Raw genomic sequence first — 18,859 nt, forward strand, 5'->3', positions numbered from 1 at the left:
GTACAGTGGTTACATGGTGGCACTCGTACGCGACTTCCTGAACACCTACGCGGTGGACACGGAGGCCGAGGAGCTGTCCTCCCCCGCCGACCTGACGCTGTGGCTGCGCGAGCGTGGCCTGGTCGAGGTGTCCGCCCGGGCCACGGAGGACGACCTGGGCGTGGCCGTGAGCCTGCGCGAGGGCCTGCGCGCCGCCCTGCGGGGCGAGCCGCGCGAGCTGCCCGTCCTGCCGCTCAGGATCGCCGTGGCCGGCCGCCCGCGCCTGGAGCCCGTCGAGGGCGGCGTGGCGGGTGGCCTGGCCAGGATCGTGGCGGCCACCATGGATCCGGCCTGGGAGCGGCTGAAGGTGTGCGCGGAGCCGACATGCCAGTGGGCGTTCGTCGACGCCTCCAAGAACAAGTCGCGGTCATGGTGTGACATGAAGGTGTGCGGCAACCGGACGAAAACCCGTGCCTACCGGGCCAGGAAGGCGGGTTCGCGTCCTCGGGAGGCCTCAAGGACCGATACGGTGTAACACGTGCGCGCGAGATCCTCCGGTCGCGCACGACGGCAGGCGAAGGAGCGGGCCGAGATGGCAGACGTGGGCGTCCGGGCGGCCCGGCGCGAAGATGTGCTTCAGGTGGCGAACACGCAGATTCGCGCCTGGCGCTACGGCTACCGGGAGTTCCTGCCCGAAGGGCCGCTGGAGCAGATGACCGGCCCGGCGGCGGAGAAGATGTGGCTGCGGCAGTGGGACGAGGCGATCAGCGACCCGCCCTCCTCCCGCCATCGCGTGCTGGTCGCCGTCGAGACGATCCTCGACACCGAGGGTTTCCCCGCGCTGGGCCTGGGCGGCAGCTCCGCCCCGGCGATCCCGCGCGGCGGCGAGCGGGTGGTCGGCCTGGCCTCCCACGCCCCGGCCGAGGACCCCGACCTCGACCCCACCGTGGTGGCCGAGATGCTGACGCTGCTGGTCGACCCCGACTTCACCCGGCGCGGCCACGGCAGCCGCCTGCTCAACGCGACGGTCGACTACCTGCGCGAGGACGGCTACCAGCAGGTCGTCACCTGGACCTTCGCCGACAACCACGCCATGCTCGGGTTCCTGGAGTCGGCCGGCTGGGGCGAGGACTCGGCCGAGCGCGTGCTCGACATGGGGCGTCCCGTCAGGATGGTCAGGCTCGTCACGGACATCAGCTGAAAGATGGCGACTTTCCCCCAGTGGGTGGCCGGCGCGCGCCCCCGTACTCTTCCCAACGCCGTCGTCCCGGTCGCCGTCGGCACCGGCGTCGCGATCGCCGAGGGCGGCGCGGTCTGGTGGCGCGCCCTGCTCGCGCAGGCGGTGGCGCTGCTGCTGCAGATCGGGGTCAACTACGCCAACGACTACAGCGACGGCATCCGCGGCACAGACGACCGGCGGGTGGGGCCCATGCGGCTGGTCGCCTCCAAGGCGGCCCCGCCCCGCCAGGTGCTGGCCGCCGCGCTCGGCTGCTTCGCCCTGGCGGCGGTCGCCGGGCTGGTGCTGGTCGTCCTCACCCAGGCGTGGTGGGTGCTGCTCGTGGGCGCGGCGGCCATCGCCGCCGCCTGGTTCTACACCGGCGGCTGGACCCCGTACGGCTACCGCGGCCTGGGCGAGGTGGCGGTGTTCGTGTTCTTCGGCGTCGTCCCGGTGGTCGGCACGGCGTTCGTGCAGACCGGGCGGCTGTCGTGGCTGGCCCTGCTGGCCTCGGTCCCGGTCGGGCTGCTGTCGTGCTCGATGCTCGTGGTCAACAACCTGCGCGACATCCCGACCGACCGGGAGTCCGGCAAGCGCACGCTGGCCGTCCGGCTGGGCGATCGCCGTACCCGGGTGCTGTATGCGGCGTGCGTGATCGGCGCCGTGGTGCTGGCGGCGGCCCTGGCGGCGCTCCGGCCGCCGGCCGCGGCCACGCTGCTGTGCGCGCCGCTGGCCGTCGGGCCGGTGCGGGCGGTCCTGCGGGGCGCGGCCGGCCCGGCGCTGATCGGCGTGCTGCAGCGGACCGGCAAGCTGCAGCTCGCGTTCGGCCTGCTGTTCACGCTGGGCCTGGCGATCAGCTGGTAGGCGTCGCGGCCCGCATGACGACCCTGGGCGCCAGCTCGATCCCCAGCGCGCGCTCGTGCTCGACCAGCGCCCGCAGCTGCGGCCCCCAGGCCGTCTCGGGCAGCATCTCGAAGCCGTGCCTGGCGTACCAGGGCGCGTTCCACGGCACGTCGCGGAACGTCGTCAGCGTCACGCCCAGCACACCGGAGGCCGCCGCGTGGTCCAGCACCGCCGCCACCAGCCGCCCGCCGATGCCTCGCCGCATCCGGTCCGGCCGCACCGCCAGCTGATCCAGATGGACGTGGCCGTCGACCCAGCCGACGAGCGCGAAGCCCTCGGGCGGGTCGCCCTCGACGAGCACGCGCGAGGGGTCGTCGACCTCCTCGATCATGGTCGTGCCGGGCGGGAAGACGATGCCCACCTCGGCGAACAGCCCGTCGGCCGCCCGTTCGACCTCCGCGAGCCCGGCCAGCTCGGCCGCCTGAGCCCATCGCACCATCGGCACGCCTCCACGGTTCCCTCGGTCGAGGAGCTGCCGTACGCTCGTGGATACGAGCCCGGCTGTGCGGAGCCGGGCAACCCCTTGTGACGTGTGCCCTCGGCGCCATGCCGTGGGCACACGTCGTCTCACAGGTCCAGCAGCTTCTCCAGCCCGACGGTCAGGCCGGGCAGCTCCGCGATCCGCCGCACGCCGAGCAGCACGCCCGGCGTGAAGCTGGCCCGGTTCATCGTGTCGTGCCTGATCGTCAGGATCTCGCCAGAGCCGCCCAGGATGACCTCCTGGTGCGCGATCAGCCCGGCCAGCCGTACGGCATGCACGTGCACGCCCTGGACGTCGGCGCCGCGGGCGCCCTCCAGCGACGAGGTGGTGGCGTCGGGCATCGGCCCCAGCCCGGCCTTGGCGCGCGCCTCGGCGACCAGCTCGGCCGTACGGCGAGCCGTGCCGGAAGGCGCGTCGGCCTTGTTGGGGTGGTGCAGCTCGACGATCTCCACCGACTCGAAGTAGCGGGCCGCCTGCTGCGCGAAGTGCATCATCAGCACGGCCGCGATGCCGAAATTGGGGGCGATGAGCACGTTGGCCCCCGGACGGGCGGCCAGCCAGCTCCTGACCTGCTCCAGCCGCCCGGCGTCGAACCCCGTCGTCCCGACCACGGCGTGGATGCCGTTGGAGATCAGCCACTCGAGGTTGCCCATCACCACGTCGGGATGCGTGAAGTCGACGACGACCTCGGCGGCGCGCAGGTCGTCGATGGGGTCGTCCTTGTCGACCCTGGCCACGAGCTCCAGATCGCCGGCCGCCTCGACGGCCTTGCACACTTCCACCCCGACGCGGCCGCGCGCGCCGAGCACTCCTACCCTGATCACAGGCCCCACCTTAGCGGTCGAGGGAGAACGTCCTGTCGGAGTACGGCCCCAGCACGGCCAGCGTCTTGGGCCGCTGGAGGATCTCCCGCGCGACGGCCTGGATCTCCTCCTTGGTGACCGCCTCGATGCGGGCCAGGATCTCGTCGACCGTCATCAGCCGCTCGTGCACCAGCTCGCTCTTGCCCAGCCGCGACATGCGCGACCCGGTGTCCTCCAGGCCCAGCACGAGGCTGCCGCGCATCTGGCCCTTGCCGAGCGCGATCTCCTCGTCCGTCAGGCCGTGCTCGGCGACGTACTCGGCCTCGTCGCGGACCACCTTGAGCACCTCGTCGATCTTGGGCGGCAGGCAGCCGACGTAGATGCCGAACTGGCCGGTGTCGGAGTAGGAGGAGGTGTAGCTGTAGGCGCTGTAGGCCAGCCCGCGCTTCTCCCTGACCTCCTGGAACAGCCGGGAGGACATGCCGCCGCCGAAGGCCGCGTTGAGCACGCCCAGCGCGAAGCGGCGGTCGTCGTTGCGCGGCAGGCCGGCCGTGCCGAACACCAGGTTGGCCTGCTCGGTCGGGCGGTCGATCACCGTCGCGCCCGACAGGTACGGCACCTCGGGGCCGCCGATCCGCGGCGGGACCGGCTCCGCCTGCCCCGACAGCGCGCCCGCCCGGTCGTAGGCCGTGGCGACCAGCTCGACCACCTGCTCGTGGCTGACGTTGCCCGCCACCGCCACCACCGTGTGCGAGGGCAGGTAGTAGCGCTGGTAGTACTCCACGATCCGCTCGCGCGTGAGCGCGCTGATCGACTCGACCGTCCCCAGGATCGGCCGGCCGATCGGCGTGTCGCCGTACAGCGCCGCGGAGAACTGCTCGTGCACCACGTCCGACGGGTCGTCGTCGTGCATGGCGATCTCCTCGAGGATCACGCCGCGCTCGGACTCCACGTCGTCGGGCTCGATGAGCGAGGAGGTCACCAGGTCCACCAGCACGTCGACCGCGAGCGGCAGGTCCTCGTCGAGCACCCTGGCGTAGTAGCAGGTGTACTCCTTGGCGGTGAAGGCGTTGATCTCCCCGCCGATGCCCTCGATGGACGCCGAGATCTCCATGGCGCTGCGCCGGGACGTGCCCTTGAACAGCAGGTGCTCCAGGAAGTGGGTGGCGCCCATGTGCTCGGGGGCCTCGTCGCGCGAGCCGATGCCGACCCACATGCCGACCGCGACGCTGCGCACGGTCGGCATGGACTCGGTGACCACACGCAGACCACCCGGGAGGACGGTGCGCTTCACCACCCCGGCGCCGTCCCTCCCGGGATGGAGCGTGTCAGTCTTCACGAGTTCCGGTCTTCCCCTTCGCCGGAACTGCGGCGGGTGCGCACCCGGGTGCGGGTGCGGCGCGGCTTGGTCTCCTCCTCGGCGGCCGGAACCTCCTCACCGGCGGAGACGGCGGGCGCCTCCTCGGCCCCGGCCTCCTTCTCGGCCACCTCGCGCTCGAGGACCTCGACGGGCACCAGCGAGAGCTTGCCGCGCGAGTCGATCTCGGCGATCTCCACGTGGACCTTCTCGCCGACGTTCATGACGTCCTCGACGTTCTCGATGCGCTTGCCGCCGTGCAGCTTGCGGATCTGGGAGACGTGCAGCAGGCCGTCCTTGCCCGGCATGAGCGAGACGAACGCCCCGAAGGAGGCGATCTTCACGACCGTGCCCATGTAGCGCTCGCCGACCTCCGGCATGTGGGGGTTGGCGATCGCGTTGATGGCGGCGCGGGCGGCCTCGGCCGACGGGCCGTCGGTGGCGCCGATGTAGATGGTGCCGTCGTCCTCGATGGTGATCTCGGCGCCGGTGTCGTCCTGGATCTGGTTGATCATCTTGCCCTTCGGGCCGATGACCTCGCCGATCTTGTCGACCGGGACCTTGATGGTGATGATGCGCGGCGCGGTCGGGTTCATCTCCGCCGGGGAGTCGATGGCCTCCTGCATCACCTCGAGGATCGCCAGGCGGGCGCCCTTGGCCTGCTTGAGCGCGGCGGCCAGCACGTGGGCGGGGATGCCGTCGAGCTTGGTGTCGAGCTGCAGGGCGGTGATGAGGTCCCTGGTGCCGGCGACCTTGAAGTCCATGTCGCCCATGGCGTCCTCGGCGCCGAGGATGTCGGTGAGGGTGATGTAGGTGTCGCCCTCGCCGATGAGGCCCATCGCGATGCCCGCGACCATGTCCTTCAGCGGCACGCCCGCGTCCAGCAGCGACATCGTGGCGGCGCAGACCGAGCCCATCGAGGTCGAGCCGTTGGAGCCGATGGCCTCGGAGACCTGGCGGATGGCGTAGGGGAACTCCTCGCGGCTGGGCAGCACCGGGATCAGCGCCCGCTCGGCCAGCGCGCCGTGGCCGATCTCGCGGCGCTTGGGCGAGCCCACGCGGCCGGTCTCGCCGGTGGAGTAGGGCGGGAAGTTGTAGTGGTGCATGTAGCGCTTGGTCCGCTCGGGGTTGAGCGTGTCGACCACCTGCTCCATGCGTAGCATGTTGAGCGTCGTGACGCCGAGGATCTGGGTCTCGCCGCGCTCGAACAGCGCCGAGCCGTGGACCCGCGGCACCACGTGCACCTCGGCCGACAGCGCGCGGATGTCCTTGGGACCGCGGCCGTCGATGCGCACGCCGTCCTTGATGACGCGCTCGCGCATCAGCTTCTTGGTGACGCTGCGGAAGGCCGCCACCAGCTCCTTCTCGCGGCCCTCGAACTCCGGCAGGAGCTTTTCTGCCAGCAGGCCGCGCACGCGCTCCAGCTCGGCCTCGCGCTCCTGCTTGGCCGCGATCGTCAGCGCCGCGGCCAGCTCGCTCTTGACCGCGTTCTCGACCGCCTCGTAGGCGTCGTCCTGGTAGTCCAGGAAGACCGGATACTCGACCGTCTCCTTGGCCGCGACCTTGGCAATCTTGTTTTGCGCCTCGCACAGCACCTTGATGAACGGCTTGGCCGCCTCCAGACCCTGGGCGACGGTCTCCTCGGTGGGGGCCACGGCGCCCTCGGCCACCAGCCGGAGCGTGTCCTTGGTGGACTCCGCCTCGACCATCATGATCGCCACGTCGCCGTCGGGCAGCACCCGCCCGGCCACGACCATGTCGAAGGTCGCGCGCTCCAGCTCGGGGTGCGTCGGGAAGGCGACCCACTGGCCGTCGATCAGGGCGATGCGCACGCCGCCGATCGGGCCGGAGAACGGCAGGCCGGCCAGCTGGGTGGACATCGACGCGGCGTTGATCGCGATGACGTCGTAGAGGTGGTCGGGGTGCAGCGCCATCACGGTGGCGACGATCTGCACCTCGTTGCGCAGCCCCTTGACGAACGACGGGCGCAGCGGCCGGTCGATGAGGCGGCAGGTGAGGATCGCGTCCTCGGAGGGACGGCCCTCCCGGCGGAAGAACGAGCCGGGGATGCGGCCCGCGGCGTACATCCGCTCCTCGACGTCCACCGTCAGGGGGAAGAAGTCGAGGCCTTCCTTGGGCGACTTGGATGCGGTGGTCGCGGACAGGACCATCGTCTCGTTGTCGAGGTAGGCGACGGCGGAACCCGCCGCCTGCCGCGCCAGGCGTCCGGTCTCGAACCGGATCGTGCGCGTGCCGAACGAGCCGTTGTCAATGACGGCTTCGGCGGTGTGGACACCCTCCACGGGGGACCTCCTTGTTCGGTCGGTCTCCCGCGCCCTGTCACCCCGGCACCCAGATGAGGTGCAGCACCGGTCTTCGATCGAAGCACCCGGTTCTGTGACCGGAAGCCACTACCGAGGACCGGCCCGCAGGCGTCGCGGGTCGCAAGGTGCTTAGCGGACGCGGGGGTTGTAGTGTGTCGGATCTTCAGTTGTACAACGCCGATATGAGAAGGGAGCGGCGAAACGCCGCTCCCCCATCATTCTATCGGCGCAGACCGAGCCGCTCGATGAGCGAGCGGTAGCGCTCGATGTCCTTGCTCTGCAGGTACTTCAGCAGGCGGCGACGCCGGCCGACCAGCAGCAGCAGGCCGCGGCGGCTGTGGTGGTCGTGCTTGTGGGCCTTCAGGTGCTCGGTCAGGTCGCTGATGCGCTTGCTGAGCAGGGCGATCTGGACCTCGGGCGACCCGGTGTCGCCGTCGCCCTTGGCGTACTCGGCGATGATCGCCTTCTTGGCGGCGGTGTCGAGGGACACGACTCTCCTTCTTCTACGGACACGCGGGCTGACATCTGCGGAACCGCGAACGACCGTGCGTGTCTACAGTCGCCGCGTGCGGGCCCCCGGGCAGCGCCGAACGCCCCCTGGACAAGCCGACATGCAAGGTTACCACCGCGGTTCGGATGGTCGCACACCGTTGGGTCGGCGCTGTTGGGTGCGCGTCACGCCCTGCCCGCCGGGTCGGCGGTGATGCGGCGCGTCTCCTCCACGTCGGCGTTCATCTGGGCCACCAGCGCCTCGATCGAGTCGAACTTGAGGTTGCCGCGCAGCCGGGCGGCGAACTCCACCGCCACGTGCGTGCCGTACAGCTCCAGGTCGTCGCGGTCCAGCGCGTAGGCCTCGACGGTGCGCGGGACGCCCTCGAAGGTGGGGTTGGTGCCGACCGAGATGGCCGCCGGCCAGCGCACGCCGTCGTAGGCGGCCGGCAGGTTGCCCACCGGGATGCAGCGCAGCCAGCCCGCGTAGATGCCGTCGGCGGGGATGGCGGTGTACGGCGGGGACTCCACGTTGGCCGTCGGGAAGCCCAGGGCGCGTCCGCGCTGGTAGCCGCGCACCACCACGCCCTCGACCCGGTGCGACCGCCCAAGCGCCCCGGCCGCGGCGGCCACGTCGCCCTCGACGAGCAGCTCGCGCACGCGCGTGGAGGAGACGCCCTCGACGAGCGGCACGGCCTCGACCGCGAAGTCGTACTTCTCGCCCAGCGTCCGCAACAGCTCGGCGTCTCCGGCGGCCCGGTGGCCGAACCTGAAGTCCTCCCCCACCACCACGGCGGCCGCCCCCAGCTGGTCCACCAGCGTGGACTGGACGAACTCGGCGGGACCGGTCCTGGACAGCTCCAGCGTGAACGGCAGCACCCGCACCTCCGCCACGCCCAGCTCCGCCAGCAGCTCGGCGCGGCGCGCGGGCGTGGTCAGCCGCAGCGGGTGCGACCCGGGCCGCACGACCTCCGCCGGGTGCGGCTCGAAGGTCACCGCCACCGGCCTCAGCCCGAGCTCGCGCGCCCTTTCGACCGTGCGGGTCACCACCGCCTGGTGTCCGCGGTGGACGCCGTCGAACACGCCGATCGTCACGACCGACCTGCCCTGCTCCACGAGGCCTCCAGCTGACTCGACGACCGGCACTCGACGCCACAAGACTGCCATGCGCGCGGCCGTCGGCCGTAACCGGGCTGGGTACGATCGGTCACACCCCCCGACACACCCACCGTCGACGACACCTGGACCCATGCACACCTACGCGCTGCTGATCCTGCCGGCCTTCAACCGCGTCTACGGCGAGAGCGCCACCCGGCTGACCCGGAGCGAGCTGGCCGTCTTCGGCTCGCGGGCGCTCACGGCCGAGGTCGCCGACATCGGCGACACCGTCATCGGCGGCGTGCCGTACGTCACCTTCCGCACCTCCGCGCCGCTGCCGGAGGCCGACGTGGCGCTGCTGTCGAACCTGTCGTCGGTCTACGCGCTGTTCGGCGTGGAGGGCGAGCTGCTGCGGCCGCTGACGATGAGGCCGCTCGACCGGCTCAGCAGCGACCTCATCACGATTCAGAAGTACGCCGGCAAGACCAACGAGCACTTCACCAAGCTGCTGCTCAACGTCACCGTGCTGGCCTCCGACTTCGGCCTGGGCGAGCGGCTGTCGGTCTTCGACCCGCTGTGCGGCCGCGGCACCACGCTCAACCAGGCCCTCATGTACGGCTACGACGCCGCGGGGACCGACGTCGACGGCAAGGACTTCGACGCCTACGTGGCCTTCGTCAAACGCTGGATGAAGGACAAGCGGCTCAAGCACACCGCCGAGCTGGTGCCGGTCCGGCGCGAGCGGGCCCTGGTCGGGCGGCGGCTGAACATCGCGTTCGCGGTCACCAAGGAGGCCTACAAGGCGGGCGACCTGCAGCACCTCAGCGTCGTCCACGCCGACACCCTCAAGGCGCGGTCCTTCTTCAAGCCCCGCTCCTTCCACGCCGTGGTCACCGACGCGCCGTACGGCGTGCAGCACGGCAGCCGGGGCGGCGGCGGGCTGTCGCGCAGCCCCCTGGACCTCATCGCCAAGGCGGCGCCGGTGTGGATCGAGCTGCTGCGTCCCGGCGGGGCGCTGGGCGTCTCGTGGAACACCTACGGCGGCAGCCGCGAGGAGCTGGCCTCGATCCTGGCCGGGCACGGCCTGGAGGTGCAGGACTACCCCGGCTTCGAGCACCGGGTCGACCAGGCGATCGTCCGGGACGTGATGGTGGCGCGCAAGCCCGCCTGAGCGGCGCGAGCCGGCCTAAACGAAGACCGCCAGCGGCCTGGCCAGCCTGCCCTGCTCCTCCACCAGGGCCAGCAGGGTCCCGTCCGGGCCGAACACGCCGATCGGGCCCTTGCCGAGCCCGGCCGCGGGCAGGCGGCCGCCGTGCCGTACCACCCGGGCCTCCTCCTCGGTGACGTCCCTGCGCGGGAAGGCGGCCGCGACCGCCTCGCCGATGGGCAGGATCACGCACTCCTCGGCGAGCTGGTCGATCGTGCGGGCCATGGACAGGTCGTAGGGCCCCACCCGGGTACGGCGCAGCCGCGTCAGGTGGCCGCCGACGCCGAGCGCCTCGCCCAGGTCGCGGGCGAGCGAGCGGATGTAGGTGCCGCTGGAGCAGCGGATGGTCGCCTCGACGTCGGGGCCGTCGACCGAGGTGACGTCGAAGGCGTGCACGGTGACCGGGCGGGCCCGCAGCGCCACGTCCTCCCCGGCCCGCGCCCGCTTGTAGGCCCGCTCGCCGTTCACCTTGATGGCGCTGACCTGCGGCGGCACCTGCATGATCTCGCCGGTGAACGCGGCGACGGCCTTGCGGACCCGCTCCTCCGTCACCTCGACGGGCACGGTGGCCAGCACCTCGCCCTCGGCGTCGTCGGTGGTGGTGGTCACGCCGAGGCGGATCGTCGCCTCGTACACCTTCTCCGTCAGCGCCAGGTGCCCCAGCAGGCGGGTCGCCTTCTCCACGCCGATCACCAGCACGCCGGTCGCCATCGGGTCGAGGGTGCCCGCGTGGCCCACCCGGCGGGTGCCCGCGATGCGGCGCAGCTTGCCGACGACGTCGTGCGACGTCCAGCCGGCAGGCTTGTCGACGATGATCAGGCCGCTGCCGGTCATCGGGCCTTCCCCAGCAGGTCGCGGAACCGCTTCATGGTCTGCTCCACCGGCTGGTGCGAGGTGAACCCCGCCGCCCGGGCATGGCCGCCGCCGCCCAGCGCGGTGCAGATGGCGCCCACGTCGACCGCCCCCTTGGAGCGGGTGGACACCTGCCAGAGGCCGTCGTCGTCCTCCTTGAGCACCACGGCCACCTCCGCCTCGTCGGTGCGGCGGACGACGTCGATGATGCCCTCCACCTCGTCGTACGGCAGGCCGTAGGCGGCCCGGTCGACGTGCGAGACGTAGGTCCACACCAGGTCGTCGTCCAGGGCCACCCGCTCCAGCGCGGCGCCCAGCACCTTCAGGTAGCCGAACGGCGAGCGGTCCCACAGCTCGCGGGCGATCTCGTCGGTGCGCAGCCCGGCGGCCACCAGCCGGGCGGCCAGCTCGTGCGCGGCCGGCGTGGTGCTGGAATGGCGGAAGGAGCCGGTGTCGGTGACCAGGCCCACATACAGGCAGGTCGCCATCTCGCGGTCCAGCGGCACGCCCAGGCGGCCGATCAGCTGCTCCACCAGCGCGGCCGTCGCCGCGGCGTCGGGGTCGATCAGGCTCAGCGTGCCGAAGCCGGGGTTGGAGGGGTGATGGTCGACCACGACCAGCTCGGTGGCCTTGGTGGCGTTGGGGGCCAGCAGGCCGAGCCGGTCGAGGGTGGAGGAGTCGAAGGTGATCATCAGTTCGGGCTCGGCCGGATAGTCCTCCGGCGGCGACAGCAGGTCCTGGCAGGGCAGGAAGCGCAGCAGCCGCGGCACGGCGAAGCGGCGGTCGCCGAAGGAGCACACCACGCGCTTGCCCAGGGCCCGCAGGGCCCGCCCGGCGGCCAGCATCGAGCCGAGCGCGTCGCCGTCGGGGGCGACGTGGCAGGCCAGGGCGATCTCGTCGGCCTGGCGGATCAGCTCGACGGTGCGCTCCCAGGCGTACTCGGCGATGGCCTCGGCGGGACGGCCGAGCCCGGCCGGGTCGCCGGACGCCGGCATGCCGCCGAGGTCCTTCGCCGGCGACGTGCCCGGCATCCCCGGCGCCTGGCCGTTCCCGCCCGGATCCCGTCCGGGCTCCCGCTCGCCGCCGTCGCCGGGCGGCGCCCCGGGGGGCGCTGTGCTCTGCTTCCGGCTTCCCGGCCTGGCCTCGGCCGGGGCGAATCTCGCGGAGTCGAATCTCGCGGAGTCCTCGGCGATCTTGTCCTTGGCGGTCTTGGCCGGAGACATGGTGCCCTTTCCCGCAGACATGGAACGTGCCCGCCTCCTCGCCGGTCCGGCGTCGTCGTCCGCCCGGCTCCGGGCAGGCGGCCGGGCCGTGCCGGTCGCCGGGAGGGCGCGGGCGGCGGGGCCGTCCGCGGGCGGGCGGGCCGGGCGATGGGTGAGCTCGCTTTGGTGAGAGGTCACGTCGCAGAGTACCCCGCCGCGCCCCGGGGCTCGTCGGAGTCCTCGGCGTCGTCGCCCGAGTCCGGCTTCCTGTAGGGATCCGCGTCGCCCGCGTACTGGGCGTTGGCGGCCCGCCTGGCCACCTCCTCGTCGCGCGCCTTGGCGGCGGCGAACAGCTCGTCCAGCTGGCGGGCGCTCTCGGGGATCGGGTCGTGCTTGAAGGTGATCGTCGGGGTGAAGCGCACCCCGGTCTGCCGGCCCACCTCCGAGCGGATGATGCCCTTGGCGCTCTCCAGCGCGGCGGCGCTGTCGGCCCGCTCGGCCTCCGAGCCGAACACCGTGTAGAAGACCGTCGCCTCGCGCAGGTCGGCGGTGACCCGGGCGTCGGTCACGGTCACGAAGCCCAGCCGCGGGTCCTTGATCCGGCGTTCGAGCATCTCGGCCACGATCTGCCGGATGCGGTCGGCGAGCTTGCGAGCGCGCGCGGCGTCGACCATGGTCAGTCCCCCTCGTCTGTGCGGGTCGGTCAGTCGTCCTCGTCGGTGAACAGCCGCTGCCTGGCCGACAGCAGCTCGATGTCGGGGCGGTAGGCCACCAGGCGCTCGCACGCCTCCAGCACCTGGGTGCAGTTGCCCGCGGAGGCCGAGACGACGGCCACCCCGATCTCCGCCCGGCGATGCAGGTCCAGATGGCCGGTCTCGGCGACGGCCACACCGGGATAGCGCCGCTGCAGCTCGGCGACGATGGGACGCACCACCGCGCGCTTCTGCTTCAGCGAGCGCACGTCTCCCAGCAGGATGTCCAAGGTCAGGGCACCTACATACATCGTTGGCAACCACCGCGTGCTCGTGGGCTCCTCGCCCGGCCTCGCCGCGGTGGCGGGCGGGCCGTGACGAGCTGGGCAGGCGTCCGCCCCAGGCGTGGCACCGCTCGCGCGGATCCCGGGCATCCGGACCTCGGCCTCATGCCATCCGGCTACCCGGGGCGGGAGGTCCTGGAACGGAACGGCCCGGACCTCGCGCCGCCGGACAGTGCCAGGCGCCCGGCGGGCTGGCCCGCCGGGCGCCGGTCCGCGTGTCAGTCGCGCGGCTTCTCCCGCATCTCGAAGGTCTCGATGATGTCGCCTTCCTTGATGTCGTTGTAGCCGACGCCCACGCCGCACTCGAAGCCCTCGCGGACCTCGGTGACGTCGTCCTTCTCCCGCCGCAGCGAGGAGACGGTGAGGTTGTCGGCGACGACGGCGCCATCCCGGATGAGGCGGGCCTTGCTGTTGCGCACGATCTTGCCCGAGCGGACCACACAGCCGGCGATGTTGCCGATCCTCGGCACCCTGAAGATCGCGCGGATCTCCGCCGTGCCGAGCTGGACCTCCTCGAACTCGGGCTTGAGCATGCCCTTGAGCGCGGCCTCGATCTCCTCGATCGCCTGGTAGATGACCGAGTAGTAGCGGATGTCCACGCCCTCGCGCTCGGCCAGGTCGCGGGCCCGCGGCTCGGGCCGGACGTTGAAGCCGATGATGACGGCGTTCTCGTCGGCCATCGCCAGGTTGACGTCGTACTCGGTGATCGCGCCGACGGCACGGTGCAGGACACGCAGCCTGACCTCGTCGCCGACGTCGATCTTGAGCAGGGCGTCTTCCAGGGCCTCGACCGAACCGGACACATCGCCCTTGATGATGAGCTTGAGCTCGTCGACGCGGCCCTTCTCCAGGTCGCTGAACAGCTCCTCGAGGGTGCGGCGGCGGCTGGACTTGGCCATCTCGGCGCTGCGCTTGCGCGCCGCGCGCTGCTGGGCGATCTGGCGCGCCATCCGGTCGTCGGAGACCACGATGAAGTTGTCGCCGGCGCTCGGCACCGAGGTCAGACCCATGACCAGCACCGGGAAGGACGGCGGCGCCTCCTCCACCTGGTTGCCGTTGTCGTCGATCAGCGCGCGGACGCGGCCGAAGGCCTCGCCGCACACGATCGAGTCGCCGACCCGCAGCGTGCCACGCTGGACCAGGACGGTCGCGACCGGACCGCGGCCCTTGTCGAGGTGCGCCTCGATCGCGATGCCCTGGGCGTCCATGTTGGGGTTGGCCCGCAGGTCGAGCTCGGCGTCCGCGGTGAGCAGGATGGCCTCGAGCAGGTCGTCGATGCCGATGCCCTCCTTGGCGGAGATGTCGACGAACAGCGTCGAGCCGCCGTACTCCTCGGCCACCAGGCCGTACTCGGTGAGCTGGGCCCGCACCTTGTTCGGGTCCGCGCCCTCCTTGTCGATCTTGTTGACCGCGACCACGACCGGCACGTCGGCGGCCTGCGCGTGGTTGAGCGCCTCGATCGTCTGCGGCTTCACGCCGTCGTCGGCCGCGACCACCAGGACGGCGATGTCGGTCGACTTCGCACCACGAGCACGCATGGCGGTGAACGCCTCGTGACCCGGGGTGTCGATGAAGGTGATCTTGCGGTCTTCGCCCTCGTGCTCGGTGGTGACCTGGTAGGCGCCGATGTGCTGCGTGATGCCGCCGGCCTCGCGCGCCACCACGTTGGTGTTGCGGATGGCGTCGAGCAGCTTGGTCTTACCGTGGTCGACGTGACCCATGACGGTCACGACCGGCGGACGCGGCGCGAGGTCGGCCTCGTCGCCCTCGTCCTCGCCGAACTCGATGTCGAAGGCCTCGAGGAGCTCGCGGTCCTCCTCCTCCGGGCTGACGACCTGGATGTCGTAGTCCAGCTCGGCGCCCAGCAGCTGGAGCGTCTCCTCGTTCACCGACTGCGTGGCGGTCACCATCTCGCCGAGGTGCAGCATGATCTGCACCAGCGACGCCGGGTTGGCGCCGATCTTCTCGGCGAAGTCGGACAGCGAGGCGCCGCGCGGCAGGCGGACGGTCTGGCCGTTGCCGCGGGGAACCTGCACGCCGCCGATCGACGGCGCCGACATGTTGTCGAACTCCTGCCGCCGCTGGCGCTTGGACTTGCGGCCACGAGTCGGGCGACCGCCGGGACGGCCGAACGCGCCCGCCGTGCCGCCACCGCGGCCACGGCCGCCGGCGCCGGGACGGCCACCGCCGCCACCGCCGAAGCCGCCGCCGGGAGCACCGGCGCGACCGCCGCCACCGCCACCGCCACCGGGGCGCGTGGCGAAACCACCGCCGCCGCCACCGCCACCGGGACGACCGCCACCGCCGCCGCCGGGGCCGGGGCGCCCGGCACCGCCGGGACGACCGGCGCCGGCCGGACCGGGACGCGGACCGGCGGGACGGCCCTGCGGCATCATCATCGGGTTCGGACGCGGACCGCCGGGACGCGGGCCTGCGACGCCGGGCCCGGGACGCGGACCGGCGGGACCGGGGCCGGGACGCGGGCCACCGGCGCCGGGAGCGCCGGGACGGGCCGCGGGCGGACGCGGGATGGCGCCGTCACGGTCACGCGGCGCGCCGCCCTGGGGGCCGGAACGCGGACCGCCGGAACGCGGCGGGCGAGGCTGGCCCATGCCGCTGGCGTTGGAAGAGAACGGGTTGTTGCCCGGACGGGGACCCGGACGCGGGCCCGGCTTGGGCGCCGGACCGGGACGCGGGCCGCCGGAGGCGGGGGCTCCGGGCGTCGGCGCGCCGCCACCGGGGCGCGACTGGCCGGGAGCGGGCGCGCCGGGACGCGGGCCGGGACGCGGGCCCGGCTTGGGCGCGGCGCCGCCCGGCGCGGCCGGACGCGGAGCCTCGAATCGGGCCTGCGGCGCCTCAGGACGCGGCGCGGCGGGCTGCTGCTGTTGCTGCTGTTGCTGCTGTTGTGGTACGGCAGGCGGACGCGGCGTCACACCTGCGCTTCCCGGCGTGGGGCCAGGACGCGGACCCGGCTTGGGCACGGGCCGCGGAGTCGTCGACGGCGCTGCCTGCTCGGCGGCGCCTCCACCCGCGCGGCCCTCTGCCGGCGCGGGGACGGACGGCTGCGGCCTGGACGGCGCGCCGCCCTTGCCGGAACCACCCTTTCCTGGGCCGCCCTTCTGGACGCCCAGAGCTTCCGTGAGCCTGCGGACGACCGGCGCCTCGATGGTGGAGGACGCCGAACGGACGAACTCCCCCATCTCCTGGAGCTTGGCCATCACGACCTTGCTCTCGACGCCGAACTCCTTAGCGAGCTCGTATACCCGGACCTTCGCCACTGCACTCCCTTACTCGGCCCGGGAGGCTGGCTGTGCCGTCCGGACCGTCGCTACCTTGACGTACTCATCGCCGCGTGCTCATCAGGCGCTCATAGCAATCTGACTCCGCCCCTTAATCCGGCGTCCTACATGACATGTCGCACTCCTTCTCCAGGTGCTCCCGCACACGCGAGACGTCGAGCGGCCCCGGCACGCGGAAGGCGCGCGGGAATGCTCGGCGACGCTCGGCGAGATCAAGGCACCTCAGGGAGGGGTGCAGCGAGGCGCCCCTGCCCGGAAGCCGTCCTTGCAGGTCGGGGGTCACATGATCCTCGACCAGCACCAGGCGAAGAAGCTCTGACTTAACCGTGCTAACCCTGCAGCCCACACATGTTCTCAGCGGGACCGCAGTGTCGGCTGCACGGCCACCATATTCCAGCTTACCGTGTTGACGCATCTACGGAACCGGCGGCGTCCTCTGCTTGGGTGTCGGGCTTGATGTCGATGCGCCAGCCCGTCAGCCTCGCGGCGAGCCGGGCGTTCTGGCCTTCCTTGCCGATGGCCAGCGACAGCTGGTAGTCGGGCACGGTCACCCGCGCCACTCGACCTGCGAGATCGAGCACTTCGACATGGGAAACACGCGCGGGGGACAGGGCATTCCCGACGAACTCCGCCGGGTTGTCCGACCAGTCGATGATGTCGATCTTCTCGCCGTGCAGTTCGGCCATCACGTTGCGCACGCGCGCGCCCATGGGCCCGATGCACGCGCCCTTGGCGTTGACGCCAGGCTTTCGTGACCGAACTGCGATCTTCGTACGGTGCCCCGCCTCGCGGGCGATCGCCGCGATCTCCACGGTGCCGTCGGCGATCTCCGGAACCTCGAGGGCGAAAAGCTTCTTCACCAGCCCCGGGTGGGTGCGCGACAGCGTCACCGACGGGCCCTTGTGGCCCTTCTTCACCTGCACCACGAACGCGCGGATGCGCTCCCCGTGCGGGTACTCCTCGCCCGGCACCTGCTCGTTGGCCGGCAGCACGGCCTCGACGCGGCCCAGGTCCACCAGCACCACGCGCGGATCCTTGCCCTGCTGGATCACCCCGGAGACCAGCTCGCCCTCGCGGCTGGCGAACTCCCCGAAGTTGATCTCGTCCTCCGCGTCGCGCAGCTGCTGCAGGATCACCTGCTTGGCGGTGGTCGCGGCGATCCGGCTGAAGTTGCCGGGGGTGTCGTCGTACTCGCGCACGACCTCGCCGTCCTCGTCGAGCTCGGCGGCCCAGATCGTCACGTGGCCGGTCTGCCGGTCCAGCTCGGCGCGCGCCTTCTGCGCCGCGCCCTCCGTGCGGAAGTACGCGATCAGCAGCGCGTCCTCGATCGCCTTGACGACCACGTCGAAGGAGATGTCCTTCTCCCGCTCAAGGCTGCGCAGGACACTCATGTCGATGTCCACGAGGCTCCCCCTTAGCCCTCTTCGCCGTCGACGTCGCCGAAGTCGTCTTCGTCGAAGTCGTCTTCCTCAAAACGGCGGAATTCCACCTGCACCCGCCCGCGGGCCAGGTCCTGAAAGTCGATCCGGCGGCCGTCGATCACGACGCCGGTCTCGTCGACGCCCATGATGCGGCCCTCGACGACGGTGCCGTCGCGTAGATCCGCCTTGACCAGGCGCTTGATCGCGCGCCGCCAGTGGCGGGGCTCGGTGAGCGGGCGGTCGACGCCGGGCGAGGACACCTCGAGTGTGTACGGCGCGCTGCCCATCGAGTCGTCCTCATCCAGCGTGGCCGACACGGCGTTGCTGACCTCGGCCACATCGTCGAGCGTCACCCCGCCGTCGCGGTCGACGACCACCCTGAGCACGCGCCGCCGGCCCGCATTGGTGATGGTCACGTCCTCGAGGTCCAGGCCTTCGGCCGCCACCACGGGCTCCAGCAGCTTCATCAGGTGGTCGCGGGATGCGGCACTACCCATGTCGACCTCCCCTGTTCTCCTTTACGGGCCCTGCCGGCCGTGCTTGGCTGCTGTGTGGCCCTGGCGTCACAACGCCAGTTCACACCCTATCCGCAGCCGGGCACGGATAGAGCGCAGGAGCGCCTCGGCGCGAGAACGACCTGCACGCCGTACCATGTTTGGACCTATGAACCCACTGTCCAGGCGAGCGGTACTCGCCGGCGGCGCCATGCTGCTGTCCGGCTGCGCGGCGGGCGATCCCGCACCCTCGGCCGCCCCGGCGCCCGGCCCGGAGGAGGTCCTGCTGGGCAGGCTCATCGCGGACAAGGAGCGGACGATCGGGCTGTACACCCAGCTCATCGACGCGGGTGGGAAGGCGCTGGAGCCGTTCCGCGACCGGCACCGCGCGCACCTGGCCGAGCTGCGCCGCCGCCTGCCGGTCCGCGGCGTGACGGGTTCCCCCGCGCCGTCCGGATCCGTGTCCGCGTCGCCGTCGCGGCAGCCGCGGGTGACGCTGGCCCGGCTGCGGGAGGTCGAGCGCAGGGCCGCCGCGCAGCGCCCCGGCCAGCTCGCCGGCGTCTCCCCCGCGCTGGCGCAGCTCATCGCGAGCATCGGGGCGTGCGAGGCGCTGCACGTGGTGGCGTTGCCGAGGTCGTTTTGACATCCTCCCCCGCCTGAAGGCGGGGGATTCCAACCGTCACACCTATGCAGAATGG

The 18,859-nt window shown here is 72.0% G+C and carries 19 protein-coding genes; 5 read left to right on the forward strand and 14 right to left on the reverse strand.

Translation table 11 applies throughout. The features are described 5' to 3' along the window. Positions 1–13 precede the first annotated feature (13 nt). From BSB02_RS36190 to BSB02_RS36200, 3 genes are read left to right on the forward strand one after another with little or no spacing between them, the layout of a single operon-like run. The gene (locus tag BSB02_RS36190; RefSeq protein WP_084965515.1) at positions 14–514 is read left to right on the forward strand and encodes a CGNR zinc finger domain-containing protein; all 501 of its coding nucleotides are present in this window, start codon (positions 14–16) and stop codon (positions 512–514) included. A gap of 57 nt (positions 515–571) precedes the next feature. Further along, the gene (locus BSB02_RS36195; protein ID WP_084965516.1) at positions 572–1,180 is read left to right on the forward strand and encodes a GNAT family N-acetyltransferase; all 609 of its coding nucleotides are present in this window, start codon (positions 572–574) and stop codon (positions 1,178–1,180) included. A gap of 3 nt (positions 1,181–1,183) precedes the next feature. Further along, positions 1,184–2,059: a 1,4-dihydroxy-2-naphthoate polyprenyltransferase gene (locus BSB02_RS36200; protein ID WP_084965517.1), complete on the forward strand. Its 876-nt coding sequence runs from the start codon at positions 1,184–1,186 to the stop codon at positions 2,057–2,059. Here the strand turns inward: BSB02_RS36200 and BSB02_RS36205 are convergent. The 6 genes from BSB02_RS36205 to BSB02_RS36230 form a co-directional block, all read right to left on the reverse strand. Next, on the reverse strand, positions 2,049–2,537 hold the full coding sequence (locus BSB02_RS36205; protein ID WP_084965518.1) for a GNAT family N-acetyltransferase: 489 nt from the start codon (positions 2,535–2,537) through the stop codon (positions 2,049–2,051). The genes BSB02_RS36200 and BSB02_RS36205 overlap by 11 nt on opposite strands. A 128-nt stretch (positions 2,538–2,665) precedes the next feature. Then, complete coding sequence (gene dapB, locus BSB02_RS36210; protein WP_084965519.1) at positions 2,666–3,403, reverse strand: 4-hydroxy-tetrahydrodipicolinate reductase; 738 nt, start codon at positions 3,401–3,403, stop codon at positions 2,666–2,668. Between the two features lie 10 nt (positions 3,404–3,413). Next, a complete protein-coding gene (locus BSB02_RS36215) occupies positions 3,414–4,721 on the reverse strand; it encodes a M16 family metallopeptidase (protein ID WP_084965520.1) in 1,308 nt (435 codons plus the stop codon). Next, positions 4,718–7,042: a polyribonucleotide nucleotidyltransferase gene (locus BSB02_RS36220; protein ID WP_084965521.1), complete on the reverse strand. Its 2,325-nt coding sequence runs from the start codon at positions 7,040–7,042 to the stop codon at positions 4,718–4,720. The genes BSB02_RS36215 and BSB02_RS36220 overlap by 4 nt, the downstream gene beginning before the upstream one ends. A 241-nt stretch (positions 7,043–7,283) precedes the next feature. Further along, on the reverse strand, positions 7,284–7,553 hold the full coding sequence (gene rpsO, locus BSB02_RS36225; protein ID WP_084965522.1) for a 30S ribosomal protein S15: 270 nt from the start codon (positions 7,551–7,553) through the stop codon (positions 7,284–7,286). A gap of 185 nt (positions 7,554–7,738) precedes the next feature. Then, the gene (locus BSB02_RS36230; protein ID WP_084965523.1) at positions 7,739–8,719 is read right to left on the reverse strand and encodes a bifunctional riboflavin kinase/FAD synthetase; all 981 of its coding nucleotides are present in this window, start codon (positions 8,717–8,719) and stop codon (positions 7,739–7,741) included. An 82-nt stretch (positions 8,720–8,801) separates the two neighbouring features. Between BSB02_RS36230 and BSB02_RS36235 the strand changes: the two genes are divergently transcribed. Beyond that, entirely contained in the window at positions 8,802–9,821 is a 1,020-nt protein-coding gene (locus BSB02_RS36235) for a TRM11 family SAM-dependent methyltransferase (RefSeq protein ID WP_084965524.1), read from the forward strand. 15 nt (positions 9,822–9,836) lie between these two features. Here the strand turns inward: BSB02_RS36235 and truB are convergent, their stop codons facing one another. The 8 genes from truB to rimP form a co-directional block, all read right to left on the reverse strand. Then, on the reverse strand, positions 9,837–10,691 hold the full coding sequence (gene truB, locus BSB02_RS36240) for a tRNA pseudouridine(55) synthase TruB (protein WP_084965525.1): 855 nt from the start codon (positions 10,689–10,691) through the stop codon (positions 9,837–9,839). Beyond that, positions 10,688–11,953 (reverse strand): DHH family phosphoesterase, encoded by a 1,266-nt coding sequence (locus BSB02_RS36245; protein ID WP_276206390.1) that lies wholly within the window; start codon positions 11,951–11,953, stop codon positions 10,688–10,690. Before BSB02_RS36245 ends, truB begins: the two co-directional genes overlap by 4 nt. Before the next feature lie 152 nt (positions 11,954–12,105). Continuing rightward, on the reverse strand, positions 12,106–12,585 hold the full coding sequence (rbfA, locus tag BSB02_RS36250) for a 30S ribosome-binding factor RbfA (protein WP_084965526.1): 480 nt from the start codon (positions 12,583–12,585) through the stop codon (positions 12,106–12,108). A gap of 29 nt (positions 12,586–12,614) precedes the next feature. Further along, complete coding sequence (locus BSB02_RS36255; RefSeq protein WP_084965527.1) at positions 12,615–12,914, reverse strand: DUF503 domain-containing protein; 300 nt, start codon at positions 12,912–12,914, stop codon at positions 12,615–12,617. A gap of 251 nt (positions 12,915–13,165) precedes the next feature. After that, a complete protein-coding gene (infB, locus tag BSB02_RS36260) occupies positions 13,166–16,225 on the reverse strand; it encodes a translation initiation factor IF-2 (protein ID WP_084965528.1) in 3,060 nt (1,019 codons plus the stop codon). A gap of 112 nt (positions 16,226–16,337) precedes the next feature. After that, the gene (locus tag BSB02_RS36265; RefSeq protein WP_084965529.1) at positions 16,338–16,661 is read right to left on the reverse strand and encodes a YlxR family protein; all 324 of its coding nucleotides are present in this window, start codon (positions 16,659–16,661) and stop codon (positions 16,338–16,340) included. Further along, the gene (gene nusA / locus BSB02_RS36270; RefSeq protein WP_084965535.1) at positions 16,645–17,637 is read right to left on the reverse strand and encodes a transcription termination factor NusA; all 993 of its coding nucleotides are present in this window, start codon (positions 17,635–17,637) and stop codon (positions 16,645–16,647) included. Before nusA ends, BSB02_RS36265 begins: the two co-directional genes overlap by 17 nt. A 23-nt stretch (positions 17,638–17,660) precedes the next feature. Next, entirely contained in the window at positions 17,661–18,164 is a 504-nt protein-coding gene (gene rimP / locus BSB02_RS36275) for a ribosome maturation factor RimP (RefSeq protein ID WP_084965530.1), read from the reverse strand. 166 nt (positions 18,165–18,330) lie between these two features. Between rimP and BSB02_RS36280 the strand changes: the two genes are divergently transcribed. Next, positions 18,331–18,804 carry a hypothetical protein gene (locus BSB02_RS36280; protein WP_084965531.1) on the forward strand — a complete coding sequence of 158 codons (474 nt, stop codon included), beginning with the start codon at positions 18,331–18,333 and terminating at the stop codon, positions 18,802–18,804. Positions 18,805–18,859: the final 55 nt, after the last annotated feature.

Origin of the sequence: Thermoactinospora rubra (assembly GCF_002093975.1) — a bacterium.
GTDB lineage: Bacteria > Actinomycetota > Actinomycetes > Streptosporangiales > Streptosporangiaceae > Nonomuraea > Nonomuraea rubra_A.